General features: G+C 69.1%; 24 protein-coding genes. 17 read left to right on the top strand and 7 right to left on the bottom strand.

Going from position 1 to position 18,216, the window contains the following annotated elements; genetic code table 11:
* Positions 1 to 363 precede the first annotated feature (363 nt).
* Positions 364 to 1,626, top strand: a complete 1,263-nt coding sequence (locus H7I41_RS07335) for a cytochrome P450 (RefSeq protein ID WP_308214591.1) — start codon at positions 364 to 366, stop codon at positions 1,624 to 1,626.
* Here the strand turns inward: H7I41_RS07335 and H7I41_RS07330 are convergent.
* Positions 1,596 to 1,946 carry a hypothetical protein gene (locus tag H7I41_RS07330; RefSeq protein WP_264011911.1) on the bottom strand — a complete coding sequence of 117 codons (351 nt, stop codon included), beginning with the start codon at positions 1,944 to 1,946 and terminating at the stop codon, positions 1,596 to 1,598. The genes H7I41_RS07335 and H7I41_RS07330 overlap by 31 nt on opposite strands.
* Positions 1,947 to 2,057: 111 nt before the next feature.
* Between H7I41_RS07330 and H7I41_RS07325 the strand changes: the two genes are divergently transcribed.
* From H7I41_RS07325 to H7I41_RS07310, 4 genes are all read left to right on the top strand, one after another.
* Positions 2,058 to 2,834: a helix-turn-helix domain-containing protein gene (locus tag H7I41_RS07325; RefSeq protein WP_264011910.1), complete on the top strand. Its 777-nt coding sequence runs from the start codon at positions 2,058 to 2,060 to the stop codon at positions 2,832 to 2,834.
* A 72-nt stretch (positions 2,835 to 2,906) separates the two neighbouring features.
* The gene (locus tag H7I41_RS07320; RefSeq protein WP_264011909.1) at positions 2,907 to 3,323 is read left to right on the top strand and encodes a lipoprotein LpqH; all 417 of its coding nucleotides are present in this window, start codon (positions 2,907 to 2,909) and stop codon (positions 3,321 to 3,323) included.
* A gap of 49 nt (positions 3,324 to 3,372) precedes the next feature.
* Positions 3,373 to 4,095, top strand: coding sequence for a FadR/GntR family transcriptional regulator (locus H7I41_RS07315; RefSeq protein WP_264011908.1), 723 nt, complete (start codon positions 3,373 to 3,375; stop codon positions 4,093 to 4,095).
* Positions 4,092 to 4,763, top strand: a complete 672-nt coding sequence (locus tag H7I41_RS07310; RefSeq protein WP_264011906.1) for a sterol desaturase family protein — start codon at positions 4,092 to 4,094, stop codon at positions 4,761 to 4,763. The genes H7I41_RS07315 and H7I41_RS07310 overlap by 4 nt, the downstream gene beginning before the upstream one ends.
* Before the next feature lie 9 nt (positions 4,764 to 4,772).
* On the opposite strand, the gene H7I41_RS07305 is transcribed toward H7I41_RS07310, so the two are convergent.
* Complete coding sequence (locus H7I41_RS07305) at positions 4,773 to 5,525, bottom strand: L,D-transpeptidase (protein ID WP_276008427.1); 753 nt, start codon at positions 5,523 to 5,525, stop codon at positions 4,773 to 4,775.
* A gap of 126 nt (positions 5,526 to 5,651) precedes the next feature.
* A complete protein-coding gene (locus tag H7I41_RS07300; RefSeq protein ID WP_264011920.1) occupies positions 5,652 to 6,236 on the bottom strand; it encodes a Pr6Pr family membrane protein in 585 nt (194 codons plus the stop codon).
* Positions 6,237 to 6,364: 128 nt separating this feature from the next.
* Here H7I41_RS07300 and H7I41_RS07295 point away from each other — a divergent pair, with 128 nt between their 5' ends.
* Positions 6,365 to 7,831, top strand: coding sequence for a peptide MFS transporter (locus H7I41_RS07295; RefSeq protein ID WP_264011905.1), 1,467 nt, complete (start codon positions 6,365 to 6,367; stop codon positions 7,829 to 7,831).
* Between the two features lie 3 nt (positions 7,832 to 7,834).
* Here the strand turns inward: H7I41_RS07295 and H7I41_RS07290 are convergent, their stop codons facing one another.
* Entirely contained in the window at positions 7,835 to 8,785 is a 951-nt protein-coding gene (locus H7I41_RS07290) for a threonine ammonia-lyase (protein WP_264011903.1), read from the bottom strand.
* Positions 8,786 to 8,866: 81 nt separating this feature from the next.
* On the opposite strand from H7I41_RS07290, the gene H7I41_RS07285 reads away from it, so the two are divergent.
* The 5 genes from H7I41_RS07285 (at position 8,867) to H7I41_RS07265 (ending at position 12,654) form a co-directional block, all read left to right on the top strand.
* Positions 8,867 to 9,316 (top strand): acyl-CoA thioesterase, encoded by a 450-nt coding sequence (locus H7I41_RS07285; RefSeq protein ID WP_264011901.1) that lies wholly within the window; start codon positions 8,867 to 8,869, stop codon positions 9,314 to 9,316.
* Between the two features lie 66 nt (positions 9,317 to 9,382).
* Entirely contained in the window at positions 9,383 to 10,372 is a 990-nt protein-coding gene (gene speB, locus H7I41_RS07280) for an agmatinase (protein WP_264011919.1), read from the top strand.
* A gap of 4 nt (positions 10,373 to 10,376) precedes the next feature.
* Positions 10,377 to 10,877 carry a GNAT family N-acetyltransferase gene (locus tag H7I41_RS07275; protein ID WP_264011899.1) on the top strand — a complete coding sequence of 167 codons (501 nt, stop codon included), beginning with the start codon at positions 10,377 to 10,379 and terminating at the stop codon, positions 10,875 to 10,877.
* A 56-nt stretch (positions 10,878 to 10,933) separates the two neighbouring features.
* The gene (locus tag H7I41_RS07270) at positions 10,934 to 12,403 is read left to right on the top strand and encodes an MFS transporter (RefSeq protein ID WP_264011898.1); all 1,470 of its coding nucleotides are present in this window, start codon (positions 10,934 to 10,936) and stop codon (positions 12,401 to 12,403) included.
* 56 nt (positions 12,404 to 12,459) lie between these two features.
* Positions 12,460 to 12,654: a hypothetical protein gene (locus tag H7I41_RS07265; protein ID WP_264011897.1), complete on the top strand. Its 195-nt coding sequence runs from the start codon at positions 12,460 to 12,462 to the stop codon at positions 12,652 to 12,654.
* On the opposite strand, the gene H7I41_RS07260 is transcribed toward H7I41_RS07265, so the two are convergent.
* The gene (locus H7I41_RS07260; protein WP_264011896.1) at positions 12,651 to 13,535 is read right to left on the bottom strand and encodes a cyclopropane mycolic acid synthase family methyltransferase; all 885 of its coding nucleotides are present in this window, start codon (positions 13,533 to 13,535) and stop codon (positions 12,651 to 12,653) included. The genes H7I41_RS07265 and H7I41_RS07260 overlap by 4 nt on opposite strands.
* A 183-nt stretch (positions 13,536 to 13,718) precedes the next feature.
* Between H7I41_RS07260 and H7I41_RS07255 the strand changes: the two genes are divergently transcribed.
* Positions 13,719 to 13,922, top strand: a complete 204-nt coding sequence (locus tag H7I41_RS07255; RefSeq protein WP_264011895.1) for an Rv3202a family protein — start codon at positions 13,719 to 13,721, stop codon at positions 13,920 to 13,922.
* Positions 13,923 to 13,960: 38 nt separating this feature from the next.
* Complete coding sequence (locus H7I41_RS07250) at positions 13,961 to 14,512, top strand: chorismate mutase (RefSeq protein ID WP_264011894.1); 552 nt, start codon at positions 13,961 to 13,963, stop codon at positions 14,510 to 14,512.
* A 25-nt stretch (positions 14,513 to 14,537) separates the two neighbouring features.
* On the opposite strand, the gene H7I41_RS07245 is transcribed toward H7I41_RS07250, so the two are convergent.
* Positions 14,538 to 14,825 (bottom strand): putative quinol monooxygenase, encoded by a 288-nt coding sequence (locus tag H7I41_RS07245; RefSeq protein ID WP_264011893.1) that lies wholly within the window; start codon positions 14,823 to 14,825, stop codon positions 14,538 to 14,540.
* Positions 14,826 to 14,932: 107 nt separating this feature from the next.
* Between H7I41_RS07245 and H7I41_RS07240 the strand changes: the two genes are divergently transcribed.
* Together H7I41_RS07240 and H7I41_RS07235 are read left to right on the top strand one after the other, a co-directional pair.
* Entirely contained in the window at positions 14,933 to 15,769 is an 837-nt protein-coding gene (locus H7I41_RS07240) for an SDR family oxidoreductase (RefSeq protein ID WP_264011892.1), read from the top strand.
* Positions 15,770 to 15,776: 7 nt separating this feature from the next.
* The gene (locus H7I41_RS07235; RefSeq protein WP_264011891.1) at positions 15,777 to 16,271 is read left to right on the top strand and encodes a DUF6653 family protein; all 495 of its coding nucleotides are present in this window, start codon (positions 15,777 to 15,779) and stop codon (positions 16,269 to 16,271) included.
* Between the two features lie 6 nt (positions 16,272 to 16,277).
* On the opposite strand, the gene H7I41_RS07230 is transcribed toward H7I41_RS07235, so the two are convergent.
* A complete protein-coding gene (locus H7I41_RS07230) occupies positions 16,278 to 17,156 on the bottom strand; it encodes a TIGR03854 family LLM class F420-dependent oxidoreductase (protein WP_264011918.1) in 879 nt (292 codons plus the stop codon).
* A gap of 87 nt (positions 17,157 to 17,243) precedes the next feature.
* Here H7I41_RS07230 and H7I41_RS07225 point away from each other — a divergent pair, with 87 nt between their 5' ends.
* Positions 17,244 to 17,705 carry an SRPBCC family protein gene (locus H7I41_RS07225; protein WP_264011890.1) on the top strand — a complete coding sequence of 154 codons (462 nt, stop codon included), beginning with the start codon at positions 17,244 to 17,246 and terminating at the stop codon, positions 17,703 to 17,705.
* 38 nt (positions 17,706 to 17,743) lie between these two features.
* A complete protein-coding gene (locus H7I41_RS07220; RefSeq protein ID WP_264011889.1) occupies positions 17,744 to 18,187 on the top strand; it encodes a hypothetical protein in 444 nt (147 codons plus the stop codon).
* The last annotated feature ends 29 nt before the right edge of the window (positions 18,188 to 18,216 follow it).

Raw genomic sequence — 18,216 nt, 5'->3', positions numbered from 1 at the left:
GGCTGCCACCGCCTGTGCCTCGACACCCGGCGGCGGTGGCCCGGGCGGCGCCGGCGGACCCGGTTCGGCCGTCGCCGGCGCCGACATCAGGATGGCGAACGCCGCACCGGCCGCGGCGAGCACTGCCCCACGCTCGAAGAGACCCATACCGACCGCCCTTTCCTTGCGTCCCGGTGTTATCCCATTGTCTTCCTTCCCCGTGATTTTGTTACCAAAGTGGCCGATGTTCTCCGACGGACGGCGGGAGCTCCCGTCCGCGGTGCGGTGCCCGCCGGATTCCCGGAACCAGGGGCGACCGCCGCATGCGTGGTGTAGCAATGGATTACCGGCCTGCAGACGATGTCGTTTCCGAGGGAGCCGCCCGTGACCATCAGCGTTCCCGTCCCCGGCCTGCCCCCCGGGTTCGACTTCACCGATCCCGACCTCAACCGCGATCGACTCCCAGAGCAGGAGCTGGCGGCGTTGCGGCGCACCGCGCCGATCTGGTGGAACGCGCAGCCCGACGGGATCGGCGGATTCGACGACGGCGGTTACTGGGTGGTGACCAGACACCGGGATGTCAAGGAGATATCCAAACGCAGCGACGTGTTCTCCAGTCTCGAGAACACGGCGCTGCCCCGGTATCCGGCGGGGTCGACCGGCGAGCAGCGCGAGACCGGCAAATTCGTGCTGTTGAACATGGACGCACCGCACCACACCCATCTGCGCAAGATCATCTCGCGCGGCTTCACCCCGCGCGCCGTCGAACGACTCCGCGAGGACCTCGCCCAGCGGGCTCAGAACATCGCCAAGAACGCCACCGCCCAAGGCACGGGCGACTTCGTCGAGCAGGTGTCCTGCGAGCTCCCGCTGCAGGCCATCGCGGGTCTTCTCGGCGTACCGCTGGACGACCGCAAGAAGCTGTTCGACTGGTCCAACCAGATGGTCAGCGACGACGATCCCGAGTTCGCCCACCACGACAACCGCAACGCCGCGGTCGAACTCATCATGTACGCCATGCAACTGGCCGCCATGCGCGCCGAACAACCCGGCGAGGACATTGTCACCAAGCTCATCGAGGCCGATGTCGACGGGCACAAGCTCACCGATGATGAGTTCGGGTTCTTCGTGGTGCTGCTGGCGGTCGCGGGCAACGAGACCACCCGCAACTCGATCACCCACGGCATGATCGCGTTCACCGAGTTCCCCGAACAGTGGGAGCGCTACAAGAAGGAGCGCCCCGCCACCGCCGTGGACGAGATCGTCCGGTGGGCGACGCCCGTGACGTCGTTCCAGCGCACCGCCCTGGTGGACTACGAGCTGTCCGGCGTCCGGATCCAGAAGGGCCAGCGGGTCGTGATGTCCTACCGGTCGGCGAATTTCGATGAAGAGGTGTTCGGCGACCCCTTCTCCTTCGACATCTTCCGCGACCCCAATCCGCACGTCGGGTTCGGTGGCACGGGCGCGCACTACTGCATCGGCGCCAACCTGGCCAGGATGACCATCGACCTGATGTTCAACGCGATCGCCGACCACCTGCCCGACCTCCGGCCGGTCTCACCGCCGGAACGGCTGCGGTCCGGATGGCTCAACGGCATCAAGCACTGGCAGGTGGACTACACCGGGGGCAACGCCGGCGTCGGCTGACGAGTGGGCGCGGTCGCCGGGTAGTCGATGATCGACCGCCAGTACTCCTCGGGGATCTCGGTGTTCGACCGCAGCACCATCGCCAGGCCGGTGGCCATTGCCATGCCGAGCAGTCCGAGCCACAGCCCCGCGAGGCCGATGACCACCCACAGCGCCGTCGTGACCGCAGGCCACGGCGACACCATTGTGAGTGCGGGCGCGAAGAAGAAGCCGGCGCCGATGTACCACGCGGAACCCGCGCGGTCGGAGGCCAGGACGAAGCGCAGCCACCGCGGGATGGGTCGGCGGGCGCCGGTGGTGTTGGGCGTCAGGTCTGGCATCGGTGCTCCTCGGCTCGACGGGGACACTGTCAACGGTGCCGCGGCGGGGTAAGCGGGGCAATTACCTCCGAGGTAGTCGCGGCCGGCGGGTTCTGCGGCGACACTGTGGTGATGACGAGCGCGCATACCTCGACACCGCCGTTCGGGACGCTGCTGCGGAGCTGGCGGGAACGCCGTCGGCTGAGCCAGCTGGATCTGGCCATTCAGGCCGACGTGTCGGCACGGCACGTCAGCTTCGTCGAGACGGGCCGTTCGGCGCCAAGCCGGGCGATGGTGCTGAGACTGGCCGACGCCCTCGACGTCCCGCGCCGCGAGCAGAACCTGCTGCTGACCGCGGCCGGCCTGGCGCCGGTGTACACCGAGCGCGCGCTCGACGACCCCGACATGTCGGCGGTCCGCGCAGGCATCACCAGGGTGCTTGACGCCTATGACCCCTTCCCGTGCGTGGTGGTCGACCGCGGGTGGAACATCCTCCAGGCCAACGCGGGCGCCGGTGTGCTGCTCGACGGGGTGGCGCCGCACCTGCTCGCCGAACCGAACGCACTGCGGATCGCCCTGCATCCCGACGGGCTGGCGCCCAGGATCCGCAACTTGGCTCAGTGGCGGCATCACCTGGTGTCCCGGCTGCGCCGGGAGGTGGCCGCAGGCGGCTCCGCCGGCCTGGCCGCGCTCCTCACCGAAATCGGGTCCTATGGCGCGGATTCGGCGCGCGCAACCGATCTCGGCGGCGTCGCGGTGCCGTTCGAGCTGACCACGCTGAAGGGCGTGCCGCTGACTTTTCTGAGCCTGGTCACCACCTTTGGCACGGCCCTGGACCTCACCGCCGCCGAACTGAGCATCGAGGCGTTCCTGCCCGCCGACGAGCAGACGGCCGCCGCTTTGCGCTGACCGAGGGGTTTGTACGGCGGCTGTGCCGGGAAAGCGCCCGTGCGAACGGGACGACGTGGATAAGGTGACGACGTGAACAGCCGGATCATCGCAGTTGCTGGAGCAGTACTCGTCGCCGGAGTCGGCGCGTGCTCGACGCCGCCTGCGGCGGTGGGCACACACACCGCGCGGGTGAGCATCAACGGCAAGAACATCAATCCCCCGCCGGCCATCCGGTGTATTCAGCAGGGCTGGAACTGGCTGGTCGAGACGCCCGACAAGGAATCCGGCTTCCGTGCCGCTTTCTCGACCGGTGACAAGATCACCGCGCAGTCGGTGGAGATCCGCGGACTCGACGGTTTCACCGGCGCGTTCTGGGAAGGCACGAACGGCGACGGCAAGGCGACCGTCGACAACGGCCGCGTCAAGATCACGGGCACCGCCCAGGGCGAATTCGAGGGCAACTCGGACGAGGCGACCGCCACGTTCGACATCGAGACGAAGTGCTAACTGGTCTGACCACTTGACCTCTGGCCAATAGTCGTGCCAGGCTGGCAGCATGCCGCTGCAGCCAGTCCACCGCCGATCCGTCCCCGAAGACGTGTTCGACCAGATCATGTCGGGTGTGCTCACCGGCGAGATGGCGCCAGGAGACGCCCTGCCGAGCGAACGGCGGCTCGCCGAGGTACTCGGTGTGTCGCGTCCCGCCATCCGTGAAGCGCTCAAACGCCTCGCCGCGACCGGCCTCGTCGAAGTGCGGCAGGGCGACACCACCACCGTGCGCGACTACCGCAGACACGCCGGCCTGGACCTGCTCCCCCGGCTCCTGCTGCACGGCGGCGATCTCGACGTCGCCGTGGTGCGCAGCATCATCGAGACCCGGCTGCACAACGGGCCGAAGGTGGCCGAACTGGCCGCCCGGCGCCGGCCCGATGACCTTCCGGACCGGCTCGACGAGGCGGTCCGGATGTTGGACGCCGAGCAGGACCCCGTCGACCGGCAGCGCCACGCGCTGAGCTTCTGGGACCTGGTGGTCGACGGCGCGGACTCGATCGTCTTCCGGCTGATGTACAACACGCTGCGCGCCACGTACGAACCGGCACTGCCCGCGCTCGCCACCCTGATGGCCGAGGAAGTCGGGCGTCCCGACGCCTATCGCGCCGTCGCCCACGCCGTCCGCCTGCGCGACCCGGCCGCCGCCGAGGAGGCGGCGCAACGGCTCCTCGAACCGGCTTCCACCGCCCTGCTGACCGCCCTCGACGCCCTGGAGGAGACACGATGAGCAACGCCACCGACCGCCGCCCGCGCAAGGGCTTCACCCTGTCCGACGCCGCGCGGGAGTTCATCCGACATCCCTCGCCTTGGATGATCTCGGCGCTGCTGCTGAGCGCCGCCGTCGCCCGCGTCATGGCCGGCGACTGGCAGGTCACCGACGCGGTCGTGCCGGTGGTGATGGTCGCGCTCTTCCCGTTCCTGGAGTGGGTGATCCACGTCTGCGTGCTGCACTGGCGGCCGAGGCGCGTCGGCCGGCTCGTCGTCGATCCGCTGCTGGCGCGCAAACACCGTGAGCACCACGTCGATCCACGCGACATCCCGGCGATCTTCATCCCCTGGCCTGCGCTGCTGTGGGTGCTGCCGGTCGCCGTCGCCGTGGCCCTACTGGCCTTCCCGCGGCTCGCGATGGGCCTGACGTTCCTGGTCTGCCTGGCGGTGCTGGGCATCTGCTACGAGTGGTGCCACTACCTGATCCACAGCGATTACAAGCCGAGAACGGCCGTCTACCGGGCGATCTGGCGCAACCACCGCCAGCACCACTTCAAGAACGAGCACTACTGGTTCACGGTCACCAGCACGGGCACCGCAGACCGCCTGCTCGGGACCTATCCCGATCCCGCCGGCGTGCAGACCTCACCGACAGCCAGGAACCTGCACGCCGAGCTTCCGTCGTGAGCGAAACCGTCAGGACTGCACGATGATCGGATCACCGACGCGGACCATGTCGAAGTACCACGCCGCGTTGTCCGGGCTGAGGTTGATGCAGCCGTGGCTCACATTGCTGTAGCCCTGCGATCCGACCGACCAGGGCGCGGAGTGCACGTACACCCCGCCCCAGGTCACCCGGACGCCGTACTCACCCTTGATCAGGTAGCCCTCGGGATCGTCGAGTGGGATGCCGATCGTGCGTGAGTCGAAGGTGACGTTGCGCTGCTTCTCCAGTGCCGTGAACGAACCGACGGGCGTTGCGAATCCGTACTTGCCCATCGACGCAGGCATCTCCCGCAGCACCTCGTCGTCCATGCTCACGGTGAACGTGTGCGCGTTGATGTCGGCCACTGCGACCACCTCGGCCGCCGTCTCGAAGCTCGTCGGCGCACCACCGACGGAGAGCGAGATGGTGGAGTGTGCCGGCCAGAAGCCCTCCGGCTCCCAGGACACCACGCTGTTGCTCCGCCAGACGAACTCACCCGCGGGTGTGCCGGGTGAGTCGAATCTGATGGCGCGCTCTGCGGCGCGGCGGTCGGTGACCGGGGCGCTGAAGGACACGACCACCGGATGCGCCACGCCGACGACGGCGCCGGCAGCGGGTTCCACCTTCGCCACCCGCAGCGAGGTGTCGACCGCCGCCGAACCGACGGACACCGATCCCGCCAGGGCGGTGACCGCGATGCCGGCAATCACTGCGAACCGTCGGACCGCTCTGCGCACCGTCATGCCCCCAGTGTAGTTCGTCACGGTCGCACCGGCCGAGAAGCGCTGGCCCGCACGTGGGTACACGCCCACGCCACCGATGTCAGATTCATCCACGTCCTCTTCATCGGACGGCGACGGCGAATCGTTTCACCCGGACCGCAACCGTGGCGGCGCCGACGTGCGTCCGAGCGCCATCACGCCGTACCCGAAAGCCAGGAAAACGGCGGCGAGCAGCGCGATGTTGGCGGCCACGGTGGGCAGCCCCACGCTCTGCGGATCCAGGAAGTAGTAGGGCGCGCGCCTGCCGGCGTGGTTGAGCACCGCGAGGGCGACCACCACGTAGACCGCGGGATAGCCCAGCCACAGCAGCGGCTGCCACCACCGGATGCCGGACCGGCGTGCCAGCAGCCATTCGGCGACGACCAGTACCGGCACCGCCACGTGCAACAGGAAGTTCGCCGGCGTGTAGCCCATGCTGTGGTCGGTCAGCACGAGGTTCCAGACCAGCCCGGCGACCACCACGTACACCACGACGGCGCCGCGCAACCCGGCGCGCGCGTCGGCACGCGGGGACACCAGGGTGCACAGGTAGAACACCGCGGCCAGCAGATTGGCCTGGTAGGTGAACGTGATCAACCGCCACAGCACACCCGAGCGCGACGACAGTTCCACGATGACCACCGCGGCCACCACCGCCGCCACGATGACCACCCGCAGGGCCAGCCGCAGCATCTGCGCGCCCCGTGTTTCGGTGTCCCTCACCCCAGCCAGGTTAGCGGCAGCCCGGCGTGCCCCCTCGGTGCCCGGACAACGGCCTCGATTACCGCGCCCGCCGGCAGAGGCCGTGGCAGGGTGTCGGCATGACAGCGGTGGACGAGGCACAGGAGCGACCCGCCGGACGGACGCTCTTCGGGCATCCCGTCGGACTGGCCAACCTGTTCGGGGTGGAACTGTGGGAGCGGTTCTCCTACTACGGGATGGTCACCATCCTGGGCTACTACCTGTACTACGAGGTGACCAAGGGCGGGCTGGGGCTGCCGCAGGCCACCGCGACAGGCATCGTCGGGGCCTACGGCGGGCTGGTGTATCTGTCCACCGTGCTCGGCGGCTGGGTCGCCGACCGGCTGCTGGGCATGGAGCGCACCGTGTTCTACGGCGGCGTGGTGGTGATGCTGGGGCACATCGCGCTGGCGCTGCTGCCCGGTCTCGCCGGGGTCGGGACCGGTCTGGTCCTGGTCGCACTCGGGTCGGGTGCGCTCAAGGCCAACGCCTCGTCGCTGCTCGGCACGCTGTACGCGAAGGGCGATCCGCGCGCCGACGGCGGGTTCACCCTCTTTTATCTGGGCATCAACCTCGGCGCGTTCATCGGCCCGCTCATCACCGGCCTCCTGCAGAACAGCCTCGGTTTCCACTACGGCTTCGGGGCCGCGGCGATCGGGATGGCCCTCGGGTTGATCCAGTACGTCGTCTTCCGCCGCAACCTGGGCACGCACGGACGTGACGTTCCGAACCCATTGCCACGCAGTAAGATCGGCGTTTTCGTCGGATTGTTCGTCGCGGCGGCGGCCGTAGTCGCGGTCGCCCTCGGCACTGGACTGGTGACACTGGCGAATCTGTCCCAGGTCACCACGGTGGTGATCGTGGCGGCATCCATCCTGTACTTCGTGGTGATGCTGACCAGTAAGAAGGTCGAGCCCATCGAGAAGACCCGGGTCCGGGCCTTCATTCCGCTGTTCATCGCCAATGCGGTGTTCTGGTCGCTGTTCCAGCAGATCTTCACCGTGCTCGCGGTGTACTCCGACGAACGCATGAACTGGTCGATCTTCGGGTGGACCGCACCGTCGAGTTGGATCGGCTCCATCGAACCGGTGTGGATCATCCTGCTCTCACCGGTGTTCGCGGTGATGTGGACCCGGTTGGGTACCCGTGCGCCGACCACCCCGCGCAAGTTCGCCTACGGCGTGATGGGGATGGGCCTGGCGTTCCTGTGTTTCCTGCCGATGGCAGGCACCACGGGCCGGACGGTCCCGGCGCTGTTCGTGGCCGGAGTCCTCGCCGTGTTCGCGGTGTCGGAGTTGCTGCTCTCGCCGATCGGCCTGTCGGTCACCACAAAGCTTGCGCCTGAGGCGTTCAGGGCGCAGATGATGGCGCTGTACTTCTTCTCCGTCGGGCTCGGCACATCGATGTCCGGCGTGCTCGCGGGATACTACGATCCGGCACGCGAATTCGCGTACTTCGGGATCCTGGGCGTCGTGGCGATCGCGGTCGGGGCCGTCGTGTTCGCGGTGTCAGGACCGATCAGCCGGCTGATGGAAGGTGTGCACTAGAGGTCAGTCGGCCAGGATCCGTTGCAGTGCAGACGGTTCGATGTTGCCGCCCGACACGACCACGACCGTCCGGCCTGGCGGTGTCACGCGGCGGCGATACGCGGCCAGACCCACCGCTCCGCTCGGCTCGGCCACCAGGTGCGCCCGGAACGTCAGTTCCCGCACGGCGTCGGTGATCTCGTCCTCGGTGACGGTGAACACGTCGTCGAGCACCTGCTGCAGGTGGGCGAAGGTGAGTTCGGAGGGCTGAGAGCGCAACCCGTCGGCGATCGTGCGGTTGCGTCGCTCGATGGGCCAGTCGACACGGTGGCCGAGTCGCAGCGCCTCGGCCGTGTCGGCGGCCAGTTCCGGTTCCACGCCGAACACCTTGGCGTGCGGGCAGAGTGCCTTGATCGCCGTGCCGATGCCCGACGCCAGTCCGCCGCCGCTGACCGGGACGAGCACGTTGTCGACGTCGGGCAGGTCCTCGGCGATCTCCAGCCCGACGGTGCCCTGGCCGGCGATGATGTCCGGGTGGTCGAACGGCGGCACCAGCACGCCGCCGGTGCGCTCGACCAGTTCGGCGGCGACCGCCTCGCGCCGTCCCGGCCCGCACAGCACCACCTCGGCACCGTGGCCGCGGGTCGCCTCAACCTTCACCGCCGGTGTCTCCTCCGGCATGACGATGTGCGCCGGGCATCCGAATCGGGCCGCGGCGAACGCGACCGCCTGCGCGTGGTTGCCGCTCGAGTAGGCCACCACACCGCGGGCCCGCACGTCGGGGTCGAGGCGGCCGATGGCGTGGAAGGCGCCGCGAACCTTGAACGCCCCTACGGCCTGCAGGCTCTCGGGTTTGAGCCACAGTGGGCGGTCCGGGTCGCCGGCCCAGCCGGCCGGCACCAGCGGGGTACGCAGGACGGCGTCACGGATCCGGTCGGCCGCGGCGCGGATGTCGTCGATGGTGACCAGTTGCACCCGCCCAGTGTGCCCTGTGACCCGGGTCAGGCGCTGCGGCGGGAGGTGAAGCCTGTCGGACCACGCGGTTAGGGTGAGCACGTGTCGACCGATCCTTCGCCACCGGGCTTCTCGTTGCCGATCGTCCCGCGCTACGCGGAGGTGGACCAGCAGGGCGTGGTGTTCAACGGTCACTACCTCACCTGGTTCGACGAAGCCTGTACCGGCTTCCTCGACCACCTCGACGCGACGGACACCGCGTTGTTCGGGACAGGTCACGACCTGCAGGTCGTGCACAGCGAGATCGACTACCTCGCGCCGGTCCGGTGGCGCGACCACGTCCGGGTCGCGGTGCGCTGCGATCGCATCGGGACGACGAGTTTCACGCTCGCTTTCACGGTGTTGCACAGCCGCCCGGGTCTTGCCGAGCAGCCCGCCGTGCAGGGCCGCACGGTCTATGTCGTGGTGGCGAAGGAGGATTGGGCCAAGCGGCCGGTCCCCGACGAACTGCGCGTCGCGCTGACGGGATCGGGCGCAGCCGCGCCGTCGTAGCGGTACCGTCGTCGAATGGGTGATGCCGGTTCGGATGACGGGCCACGGCGCGAGTTGCCGCCGGGGATGGTCGAACAACTCGAACTCGCCTACTCGGGCATGGTGTCCTTCGGTCAGCGGCCGGTGCTCACCGAGACCGGTCAACTCGAGGCGTGGCGACCTGACGTGGCCATCGTCGGGGCGCCCTTCGACATCGGCACCACCAACCGGCCCGGCGCCCGGTTCGGCCCACGCGCCATCCGCGCCACCGCCTACGAACCCGGCACCTACCATCTGGATCTCGGGCTGGAGATCTTCGACTGGCTCGAGGTGGTGGACTTCGGGGACGCTTACTGCCCGCACGGCCAGACCGAGGTGTCGCACAACAACATTCGGGAACGGGTGCACGCCGTCGCGTCGCGCGGGATCGTACCGGTGGTGCTCGGTGGCGACCATTCGATCACCTGGCCGGCGGCCACCGCGGTGGCCGACGTGCACGGCTACGGCAACGTCGGCATCGTGCACTTCGACGCCCACGCCGACACCGCCGACGACATCGAGGGCAACCTCGCGAGTCACGGCACGCCGATGCGCCGCCTGATCGAGTCCGGCGCAGTGCCGGGCACGCACTTCGTCCAGGTGGGCCTGCGCGGCTACTGGCCGCCGCAGGACACCTTCGAGTGGATGCTCGAGCAGGGCATGACGTGGCACACCATGCAGGAGATCTGGGACCGGGGATTCAAGGACGTCATGCGCACGGCGGTCGGCGAGGCACTGGCCAAGGCCGACAAGCTGTACGTGTCGGTCGACATCGACGTCCTGGACCCGGCACACGCGCCCGGCACCGGGACTCCTGAACCGGGCGGCATCACCAGTGCCGACCTGCTGCGGATGGTGCGGCAGCTCTGCCGCGAGCACGATGTGGTGGGTGTCGACGTGGTCGAGGTCGCGCCCGCCTACGACCATGCCGAACTCACCGTCAACGCGGCCCACCGGGTGGTCTTCGAGGCACTCGCCGGAATGGCGGCCCGCCGCCGCGACGCCGCCGGCGCGACGCCGGGCCCGCCGTCGAGGTGAACCGATGGTGACCGTGCGTCCGGCGGTCGAATCCGACCTCGCCGTCGTCGCCGGGATCTACGCCCACCACGTCCGCACCGGCGTCGCGACGTTCGAGCTGGAACCACCCGACAGTGCGGAATGGCGCCGTCGCCTGGAGGCGGGGCGCTCCGCCGGCCTGCCCTTCCTGGTGGCCACGGTGTCCGGTGAGGTCATCGGCTACGCCTACTGCGCTCCGTGGAAACCGCGTCCGGCCTACCGGCACACCGTCGAGGACTCGGTCTATCTCGCGCCGGAGGCGACCGGCCGCGGCGCCGGGGGCCTACTGCTCGACCACCTCCTGGCCGGGTGTGCCGACGCGGGTGTCCGCCAGGTGATCGCCGTCATCGTCGACGCCGATGCGGCGGCTTCGGTTGCACTGCACCGGAAGCGGGGCTTCGTCGAAGCCGGCAGGTTGACGGCGGTGGGCTACAAGCACGGCCGATGGCTCGACACCCTGCTGCTGCAGCGCAGTCTCGGCGGGTGAGACGGCCGAACCCTGGGTACACCCGCTCCGTCTCACCAACGACGGCAGGAGGCAAGATGGGTTCGGGCACGATCACCACCGCGGTACCGGGACGGCTGGATCGCCTGCCCTGGTCCCGATTCCACTGGCGCGTCGTCCTCGGTCTCGGCGGGGTGTGGATCCTCGACGGGCTCGAAGTGACCATGGTCGGCAACGTCGCCTCGCGGCTGACCGAGGAAGGCAGCGGCATCCAACTCAGCGCCGGTGAGATCGGGATCGCCGCTGCGCTCTACATCGCGGGCGCCTGCCTCGGCGCGTTGTTCTTCGGTCAGCTCACCGACCGGTTCGGCCGCAAGAAGCTGTTCATCCTGACTCTCGTGGTCTACCTCGCCGCCACCGTGGCGACGGCGTTCTCGTTCGCGCCGTGGTACTTCTTCATCTGCAGGTTTCTGACCGGCGCCGGAATCGGCGGTGAGTACGCGGCGATCAACTCGGCGATCGACGAGCTGATCCCGGCCCGGGTGCGGGGCCGGGTGGACCTCGTCATCAACGGGTCCTACTGGCTGGGCGCCGCGGGTGGGGCTGTAGGGGCGCTGTTGCTGCTCAACACCGACATCTTCCCTGCCGACATCGGTTGGCGGATCGCGTTCGGGATCGGCGCGGTGTTCGGTCTGGTGGTGCTCGTTGTCAGGCGCCACGTGCCGGAGAGCCCCCGCTGGTTGTTCATCCATGGCCGCGAGGACGAGGCCGAGCGCATTGTCGGCGACATCGAGGCCGAGGTGGAGCGCGAGACCGGCGAGAAACTCGCCGAACCCGAGGGCTCGCTGCGCATCCGGCAGCGCAAGACCATCTCGTTCGCCGAGATTGCACGGGTGGCGTTCACGCGCTACCCCAGGCGCGCTGTTCTCTGCCTTGCCCTCTTCGTCGGTCAGGCGTTCCTCTACAACGCCTTCACGTTCAATCTCGGCACGCTGCTCAACGGGTTCTACGGGGTGGCCTCCGGTTCCGTTCCGGTGTTCTATGCCCTGTGGGCGGTGAGCAACTTCGCCGGACCCGTGCTGCTGGGCCACTTCTTCGACTCGGTCGGGCGAAAGCCGATGATCGCCGTCTCCTATCTCGGATCGGCCGCGGTCGCCGTGCTCCTCGCGGGGCTCTTCGTCATGGAGGTGGGCGGCGTCTGGGTCTTCCTCGCGGTGCTGATGGTGTGCTTTTTCCTGGCCTCCGCGGGTGCGAGTTCGGCCTATCTGACGGTGAGTGAGATCTTCCCCATGGAGACGCGGGCCATGGCGATCGCCTTCTTCTTCGCCGTGGGTACGGCCGTCGGTGGCATCACCGGACCGCTGCTGTTCGGCCAGCTCATCGAGTCATCCGACCGCGGTCTCGCGGCCATCGGCTTCCTCGTGGGCGCTGCGGTGATGGCACTCGGCGGCATCGCCGAACTGGTGCTGGGTGTCAAGGCCGAAGGCCGGCGACTCGAGGACATCGCCGCACCGCTCACCACCGCCGACGACTCGCCCGAGGGGGCGGCGGAGGGCGCCCGCCGATGACCGTCGCATGCCGCGTTTTCGGTCACAACCCGAGCTTTCTCGCCGAAGGACCGGTGATGCGCTGGTCCTGTGCGCGCTGCGGCGGCGATGCCGGCGAGAAGGAGTACCCGACCGCCGCGCACGCGGCGCGGTACGCCGCGGCGTTCAACCGGCGCGACGCCGACGACCTCGGTAGGCGCGCGCCGCTGCTGGGCATGCTGCCGCTGCGGCTGTGGCGCAGGTTGCGCCGGCGCGACGGAACCGGTGACTAGCCCTTGGTCAGCGTGAACTGGCAGACGTCGGTGTAGCCCTCGCGGAACAGGTCGGCGCACCCGGTGAGGTACTTCATGTACCGCTCGTAGACCTCTTCGGACTGGATGGCGATCGCCTCGTCCTTGCGAGACTCGAGTGCGGCCGACCAGATGTCCAGAGTGCGGGCGTAGTGCAGCCGCAGCGGCTGCACCAGCTTGACCTCGAAGCCGGCCTTGCGGGCCCGCTCCTCGACGGCGCTGACCTGCGGCAGGTCCCCACCCGGGAAGATCTCGTCCATGATGAACTTGAAGAACCGCAGCTTGTTCATCGTGATCGGCAACCCGCGCTCGGCGAATTCCTCGTTGCTCGGCTTGACGATGGTGTGCAGCATCATCACACCGTCGGCGGGCAGCGCCTCATAGGCCATCTTGAAGAACTCGTCGTAGCGGTCGCGGCCGAAGTGCTCGAACGCGCCGATGGAGACGATCCGGTCCACCGGCTCGTGGAACTGCTCCCAGCCCTGCAGCAACACGCGCCGGTTCCTGGGAGTGTCGAGGCCGTCGAGCACCTTCTGCACGTGTGCCTGCTGGTTCTTGCTCAGCGTCAGCCCGATGACGTTCACGTCGTAGCGCTCGATGGCGCGCTTGATGGTGGTGCCCCAGCCGCACCCGACGTCGAGCAGCGTCATGCCGGGCTCCAGCCCGAGCTTGCCCAGCGAGAGGTCGATCTTCGCGAGCTGCGCCTCTTCCAGCGTCATGTCGTCGCGCTCGAAGTAGGCGCAGCTGTAGGTCTGGGTCGGGTCGAGGAACAGCCGGTAGAACTCGTCGGACAGGTCGTAATGGTGCTGGACGTCCTCGAAGTGCGGCTTCAGGTCCTGAGTCTCACTCGGTGTTTCTGGCAAGGTCCAACCTCTGAACGTTGTGGTCTTCGTGATGTTGTCCGGCGCTCCACTTGTCTCGAGAGCCGCCCCCGTTGACAGCGCAGTCTACGCACAGCACCCGCGCCGACCTGCATCGGTGAGTCGTCACACTATCGTGGAGTCACGTCAGAGCAGACCGTTCGCAAGGTGAAGGGGGAACTGATCATGACCGATCCCGCATTCGACCGCGACGCCGCCGAAGCCGACGTCGCTGAGCAGCTCATCCCGGTCGAGGTGAGCGAGGACGATCCGGACCTGTCAGCCGCGCGGACCGCGATCTCGCGGGATCACGACGGCAGCGAGGCCGATCTGCTGGATCAGGCCATCGCGGTCCCCCTCACCGACGACGAACCGGACTTCGACCGCTGACCGGCATCCCGGGCGCAGGTCGCGCCGTCCGGTCGGCCGTGTGCGCGGTCACCGCCCTGACGACGGTCTGCGGGCTGTGGCCCGTCGCCGGGGCATCGGCGGATCCCACGTCGCCGCTGACCGCCCTGGTGGACACCGCGGCGCAGCGGCTGGCGGTCGCCGAGCCGGTGGCCGCGAACAAGTGGCACACCGGTGGGCCGATCACCGACCCCGCCCGCGCGCAGCAGGTGCTCGACCAGGTCGCCGCCGACGCCGCCGCCCGGGGCATCGACGCCGAGCGGGTCCGCCGCATCTTCACCGACCAGATCGACGCCACCGAGGCGATCGAATACAGCCGCTTCGCCCAGTGGAAGCTCGATCCGGTCGCGGCGCCCGCGCACAGTCCCGATCTGGCGGCGTCGCGCGCCACGATCGACGGATTCAACCGCACGATGGTCGCCGAACTGGCCACGCACTGGACGCTGCTGCGCTCCCCGGACTGCGCCGCCCGGCTCGGCGAGGCCAGGACAGGAGTCGGCGACGCCCGCGGGCTCGACGCGATGTACCGGCAGGCCCTCGACGCCGCCACCCGGTCCTACTGCGACCGCTGAGCGCGCGGACCGCCTAGAGGGCCGCTCAGCTCAACGAGCGGCTGCCCGCGACGTCGTACTCGGCCACCGACGCGGACAGGATCTCAGCGCCCTGCTCGTCGCTCGGGCCGCTGCCGCGGAACGCCTCGACCGCGCCCTGCGACTCCCAGCGTTCATAGACGTTCACCCGGCCCTCGTCGACCAGGTCCGCCGAGATGACGAAATCCAGGCAGCCAGGCGCGCCGCGCGCCTGGCGGACCACCTCGACGCAACCGGCCAGGTAGGCGTCGCGCTGCGCGGGCTGCACCGCCAGGTGTCCTGCCACGATGACCATGGGTCCTCCTGTGTTGTCGTTGCATGTGCTGACCACGCCGCCGCGGCCGACTCATCGGTGCCAGGATGATCTCCGACAACGAGGTCGACACGGCGAGGAGCGGGCGGATGCCGGCAGCTGAGAAGTCGATATTCATCACCGGCGCCGGCAGCGGTATGGGCCGGGAAGGCGCGAAGCTCTTCCACGGGAGAGGGTGGCGGGTCGCCGCGGTGGACCGCAACGAGGCCGGCCTGGCCTCGCTGCGCGACGACCTGGGCGATGACCGGCTCTGGACCGCCCGAGTGGACGTCACCGACCGGTCATCCCTGGACGCGGCGCTCGCCGAGTTCTGCGGCGGCAACACCGACGGTGGGCTCGACATGATGTGGAACAACGCCGGGATCGGCGAGTCGGGGTGGTTCGAGGACGTGCCCTACGACGCCGCCATGCGGGTGGTCGACGTCAACTTCAAGGCCGTCCTCACCGGTGCCTACGGCGCACTGCCGTATCTGCGGAGACGACCGGGCAGCCTGATGTTCTCGACGTCCTCGTCGTCGGCCACCTACGGCATGCCGCAGATCGCCGTCTACTCGGCGACCAAGCACGCGGTCAAGGGCCTGACCGAAGCCCTCAGCGTCGAGTGGCAGCGCCACGGTGTCCGGGTCGCCGACGTGCTGCCCGGGCTCATCGACACAGCGATCCTCACCGAGACCCCCAACCACTCCGCACACGGCCGGACTTCGACTTCGACGGACATCACGGCTGCGGCGCCGAAGAAGGGCCTGTTCCGGCTCATGCCGGCGTCCAGCGTTGCCGACGCGGCATGGGCGGCCTACCGGCATCCGCGGCGGTTGCACTGGTACGTGCCCGACAGCATCCGCTGGATCGACCGCCTGAAGGGCCTCAGCCCGGAGTGGGTGCGCGGCCGGATCGTCAAGGAACTCCCCACGATCACCGAACGCTGAGTGTCGGGTGACCCTGCAGGCGCGGCTGTCCGCGGTCTTCGGGTTGCGCGGGCCGGACTCGTGGCGCAGACACGCCAACCCGTGGAGCGTCTACACCAGGATCCCGATCACCGTGGCGCTCGCGCTCGCGGTGTGGAGCCGGGTGTGGCTCGGCTGGTGGGCGCTCGTCCCCGTCGCCGCCGTGGTGGTGTGGACGGCGGTCAACCCGCGGGTGTTCCCGGCGCCACGGACGTTGGACAGCTGGGCGTCGCGGGCGGTACTCGGCGAAACATACTGGGGCGAGCGGAAAGTCAGGCCGGTGCCACGCAGGCACCGGACGGCCCCGCTGGTGCTCGGTGCGCTCAGCGCCGCCGGGGTGCCGTTCCTGGTGTGGGGGCTGGTGGTGTACGACCCTTGGCTGACGGCCTTCGGTGTCGCCGTCCAGACCGCCGGAAAGCTGTGGTTCATGGACCGGATGGCGCTGCTGTGCGATGACATGGCGGACACCGACGCCGGCCGATGACGTCGCTCAGTTCTGCCGGGGCAGCAGCTCGGCGGCGAACCGGTCGACGAACGACGTGAGGTCACCGCCGCCCGTGGGCCGGATCACGAACTTGCTCAGCCCGGCCGCCACATAGTCGTCGAGCTGGCGGTGCAGCTGCGGCCAGTCCGCGGCGATGAGCTCGGCGGGATCGACGTCGGGCCTGCGCCTGCGGACCACCGCCGCCACGTCGTCGGGGATCGCGCCGTCGCACACAGCCAGGCTGATGCCGAAGTGGTCGGATTCGACCTCACGGCCGGCCTCGGCAGCGGCCCGCTCGATCTGTTCGCGGGCCCCGCGCGCCTCAGATGCGGTGACGAAGCTGCCCAGCCAGCCGTCGGCGAGCCGGCCGATGCGCCGGAAGGCCGCCGGGGCCGAGCCGCCCAGCCAGATGTCGAGCGACGGGTCCGGTCGGGGCGCCACCGCGAGTGCGCGCACCTCGTAGTGTTCGCCGTGGAAGGCGCCGTCTCCTTCGAGCGCGGCGCGAAGTAGCCGCAGCGCCTCGTCGAACACCTCGGCCCGCTTGCCATCGGGCACGACGAACAGGTCGCGCTCGGCGGGGATGGCCGACGTGAGGCCGAACACCGGCAGCACCCGCTTCGGCGCCACGGCCGCCAGCGACGCCAACTGCTTGGCGACGAGCACCGGGTGGCGGCCGGGAAGGATGGCCACCGACGTGCCGACCTTGAGCCGTTTGGTGCGCCCCAACGCGTAGGCCATCCCGACGAACGGGTCGACGGCCGGGGTGTAGACGAGTTCGGAGAACCACAGGGAGTCGATCCCGACGGCCTCGAGGTGGTCGACGACGCCGGCGAGCCGGTCGGGGCCCGTGTCGGCACCAAGCCCGACGCCGAAGCGGATCTTCACAGCCACCTCGACGATGCTACGGAGACGGCACTGGGTCGTCTGGCACGCTGACCTCAGAACCGATGACGAAGCGACTGGAGGGAAGTCATGCACGCTGCCGTGACCGTGACGATGTCCGCACCTGCCGACCGGATCTGGGAACTGGTGGCCGATGTCCGCAACACCGGCCGGTTCTCCCCCGAGGTGATGGAGGCCGAGTGGCTGGACGGGGCCACCGGCCCGGCCCTGGGGGCGCGCTTCCGCGGGCACGTCAAGCGCAACGAGATCGGCCCGGTGTACTGGACCGTCTGCCGCGTCACCGCGTGTGAACCGGGCCGCGAGTTCGGTTTCGAGGTGCTCATCGGCGACCGGCCGGTCAACAACTGGCACTACCGGTTCGACCCGGTCGACGGCGGCACCGACGTCACCGAGTCGTTCCGGATGACCGAGGGACTGCTGGCGACGGTGTTCGGCATCTTCGGCGGACAGCTCCGCACGCGGCGCAACAAGCGGGACATGCGTAAGACGCTGGACCGGATCAAGGCCGTCGTCGAAGAGCCCGTGGGCTGACGCGATTAGCCGATGTGCTCACGGGTACCTGAGACCCTGTGAGCGAGCAGGACGACACCCCCGCAGACATCGACCGCAGGCCCTCCGGGGTCAGCGACGAAACCATCGACGCGGTCGGGTCGGTTTCGGAGGCGCTGGAATGGGTCGAACGGGCCCGCGGCCATCTCTACGAGTTCCACCAGTTGATGGGGCGCGCGGACCTGCTGCTGGGCGAGGCGTGCGACAAGCTGCGCGACGCCGGCCACGACGAGGTGGCCGACCGGCTGGGCACCGAGATGGTGGGCCGCAACGTGCTCTACGGCAGGTGGACGTTCCAGATCGTCGAGGACTTCGACGACAACTACTGGTCGGTGTTGCGTGAGCACGAGCGCCGGGTCCGCGACGAACTGCAGCAGGGCATGCGGCACGTCTTCGAGGCAAGGATGAAGGAGGACCGGCGCACCCGCGGCAGATCCGGTCACGAGGGCCGCCCGCAGGACTAGGCTCGGTGCGGGACTCCATCATCGAGCGG

Origin of the sequence: [Mycobacterium] manitobense, assembly GCF_025821665.1 — a bacterium.
In the GTDB taxonomy this organism is placed as follows: Bacteria; Actinomycetota; Actinomycetes; order Mycobacteriales; family Mycobacteriaceae; genus Mycobacterium; species Mycobacterium arseniciresistens.
This window is presented reverse-complemented; position numbering and strand designations above follow the sequence as displayed.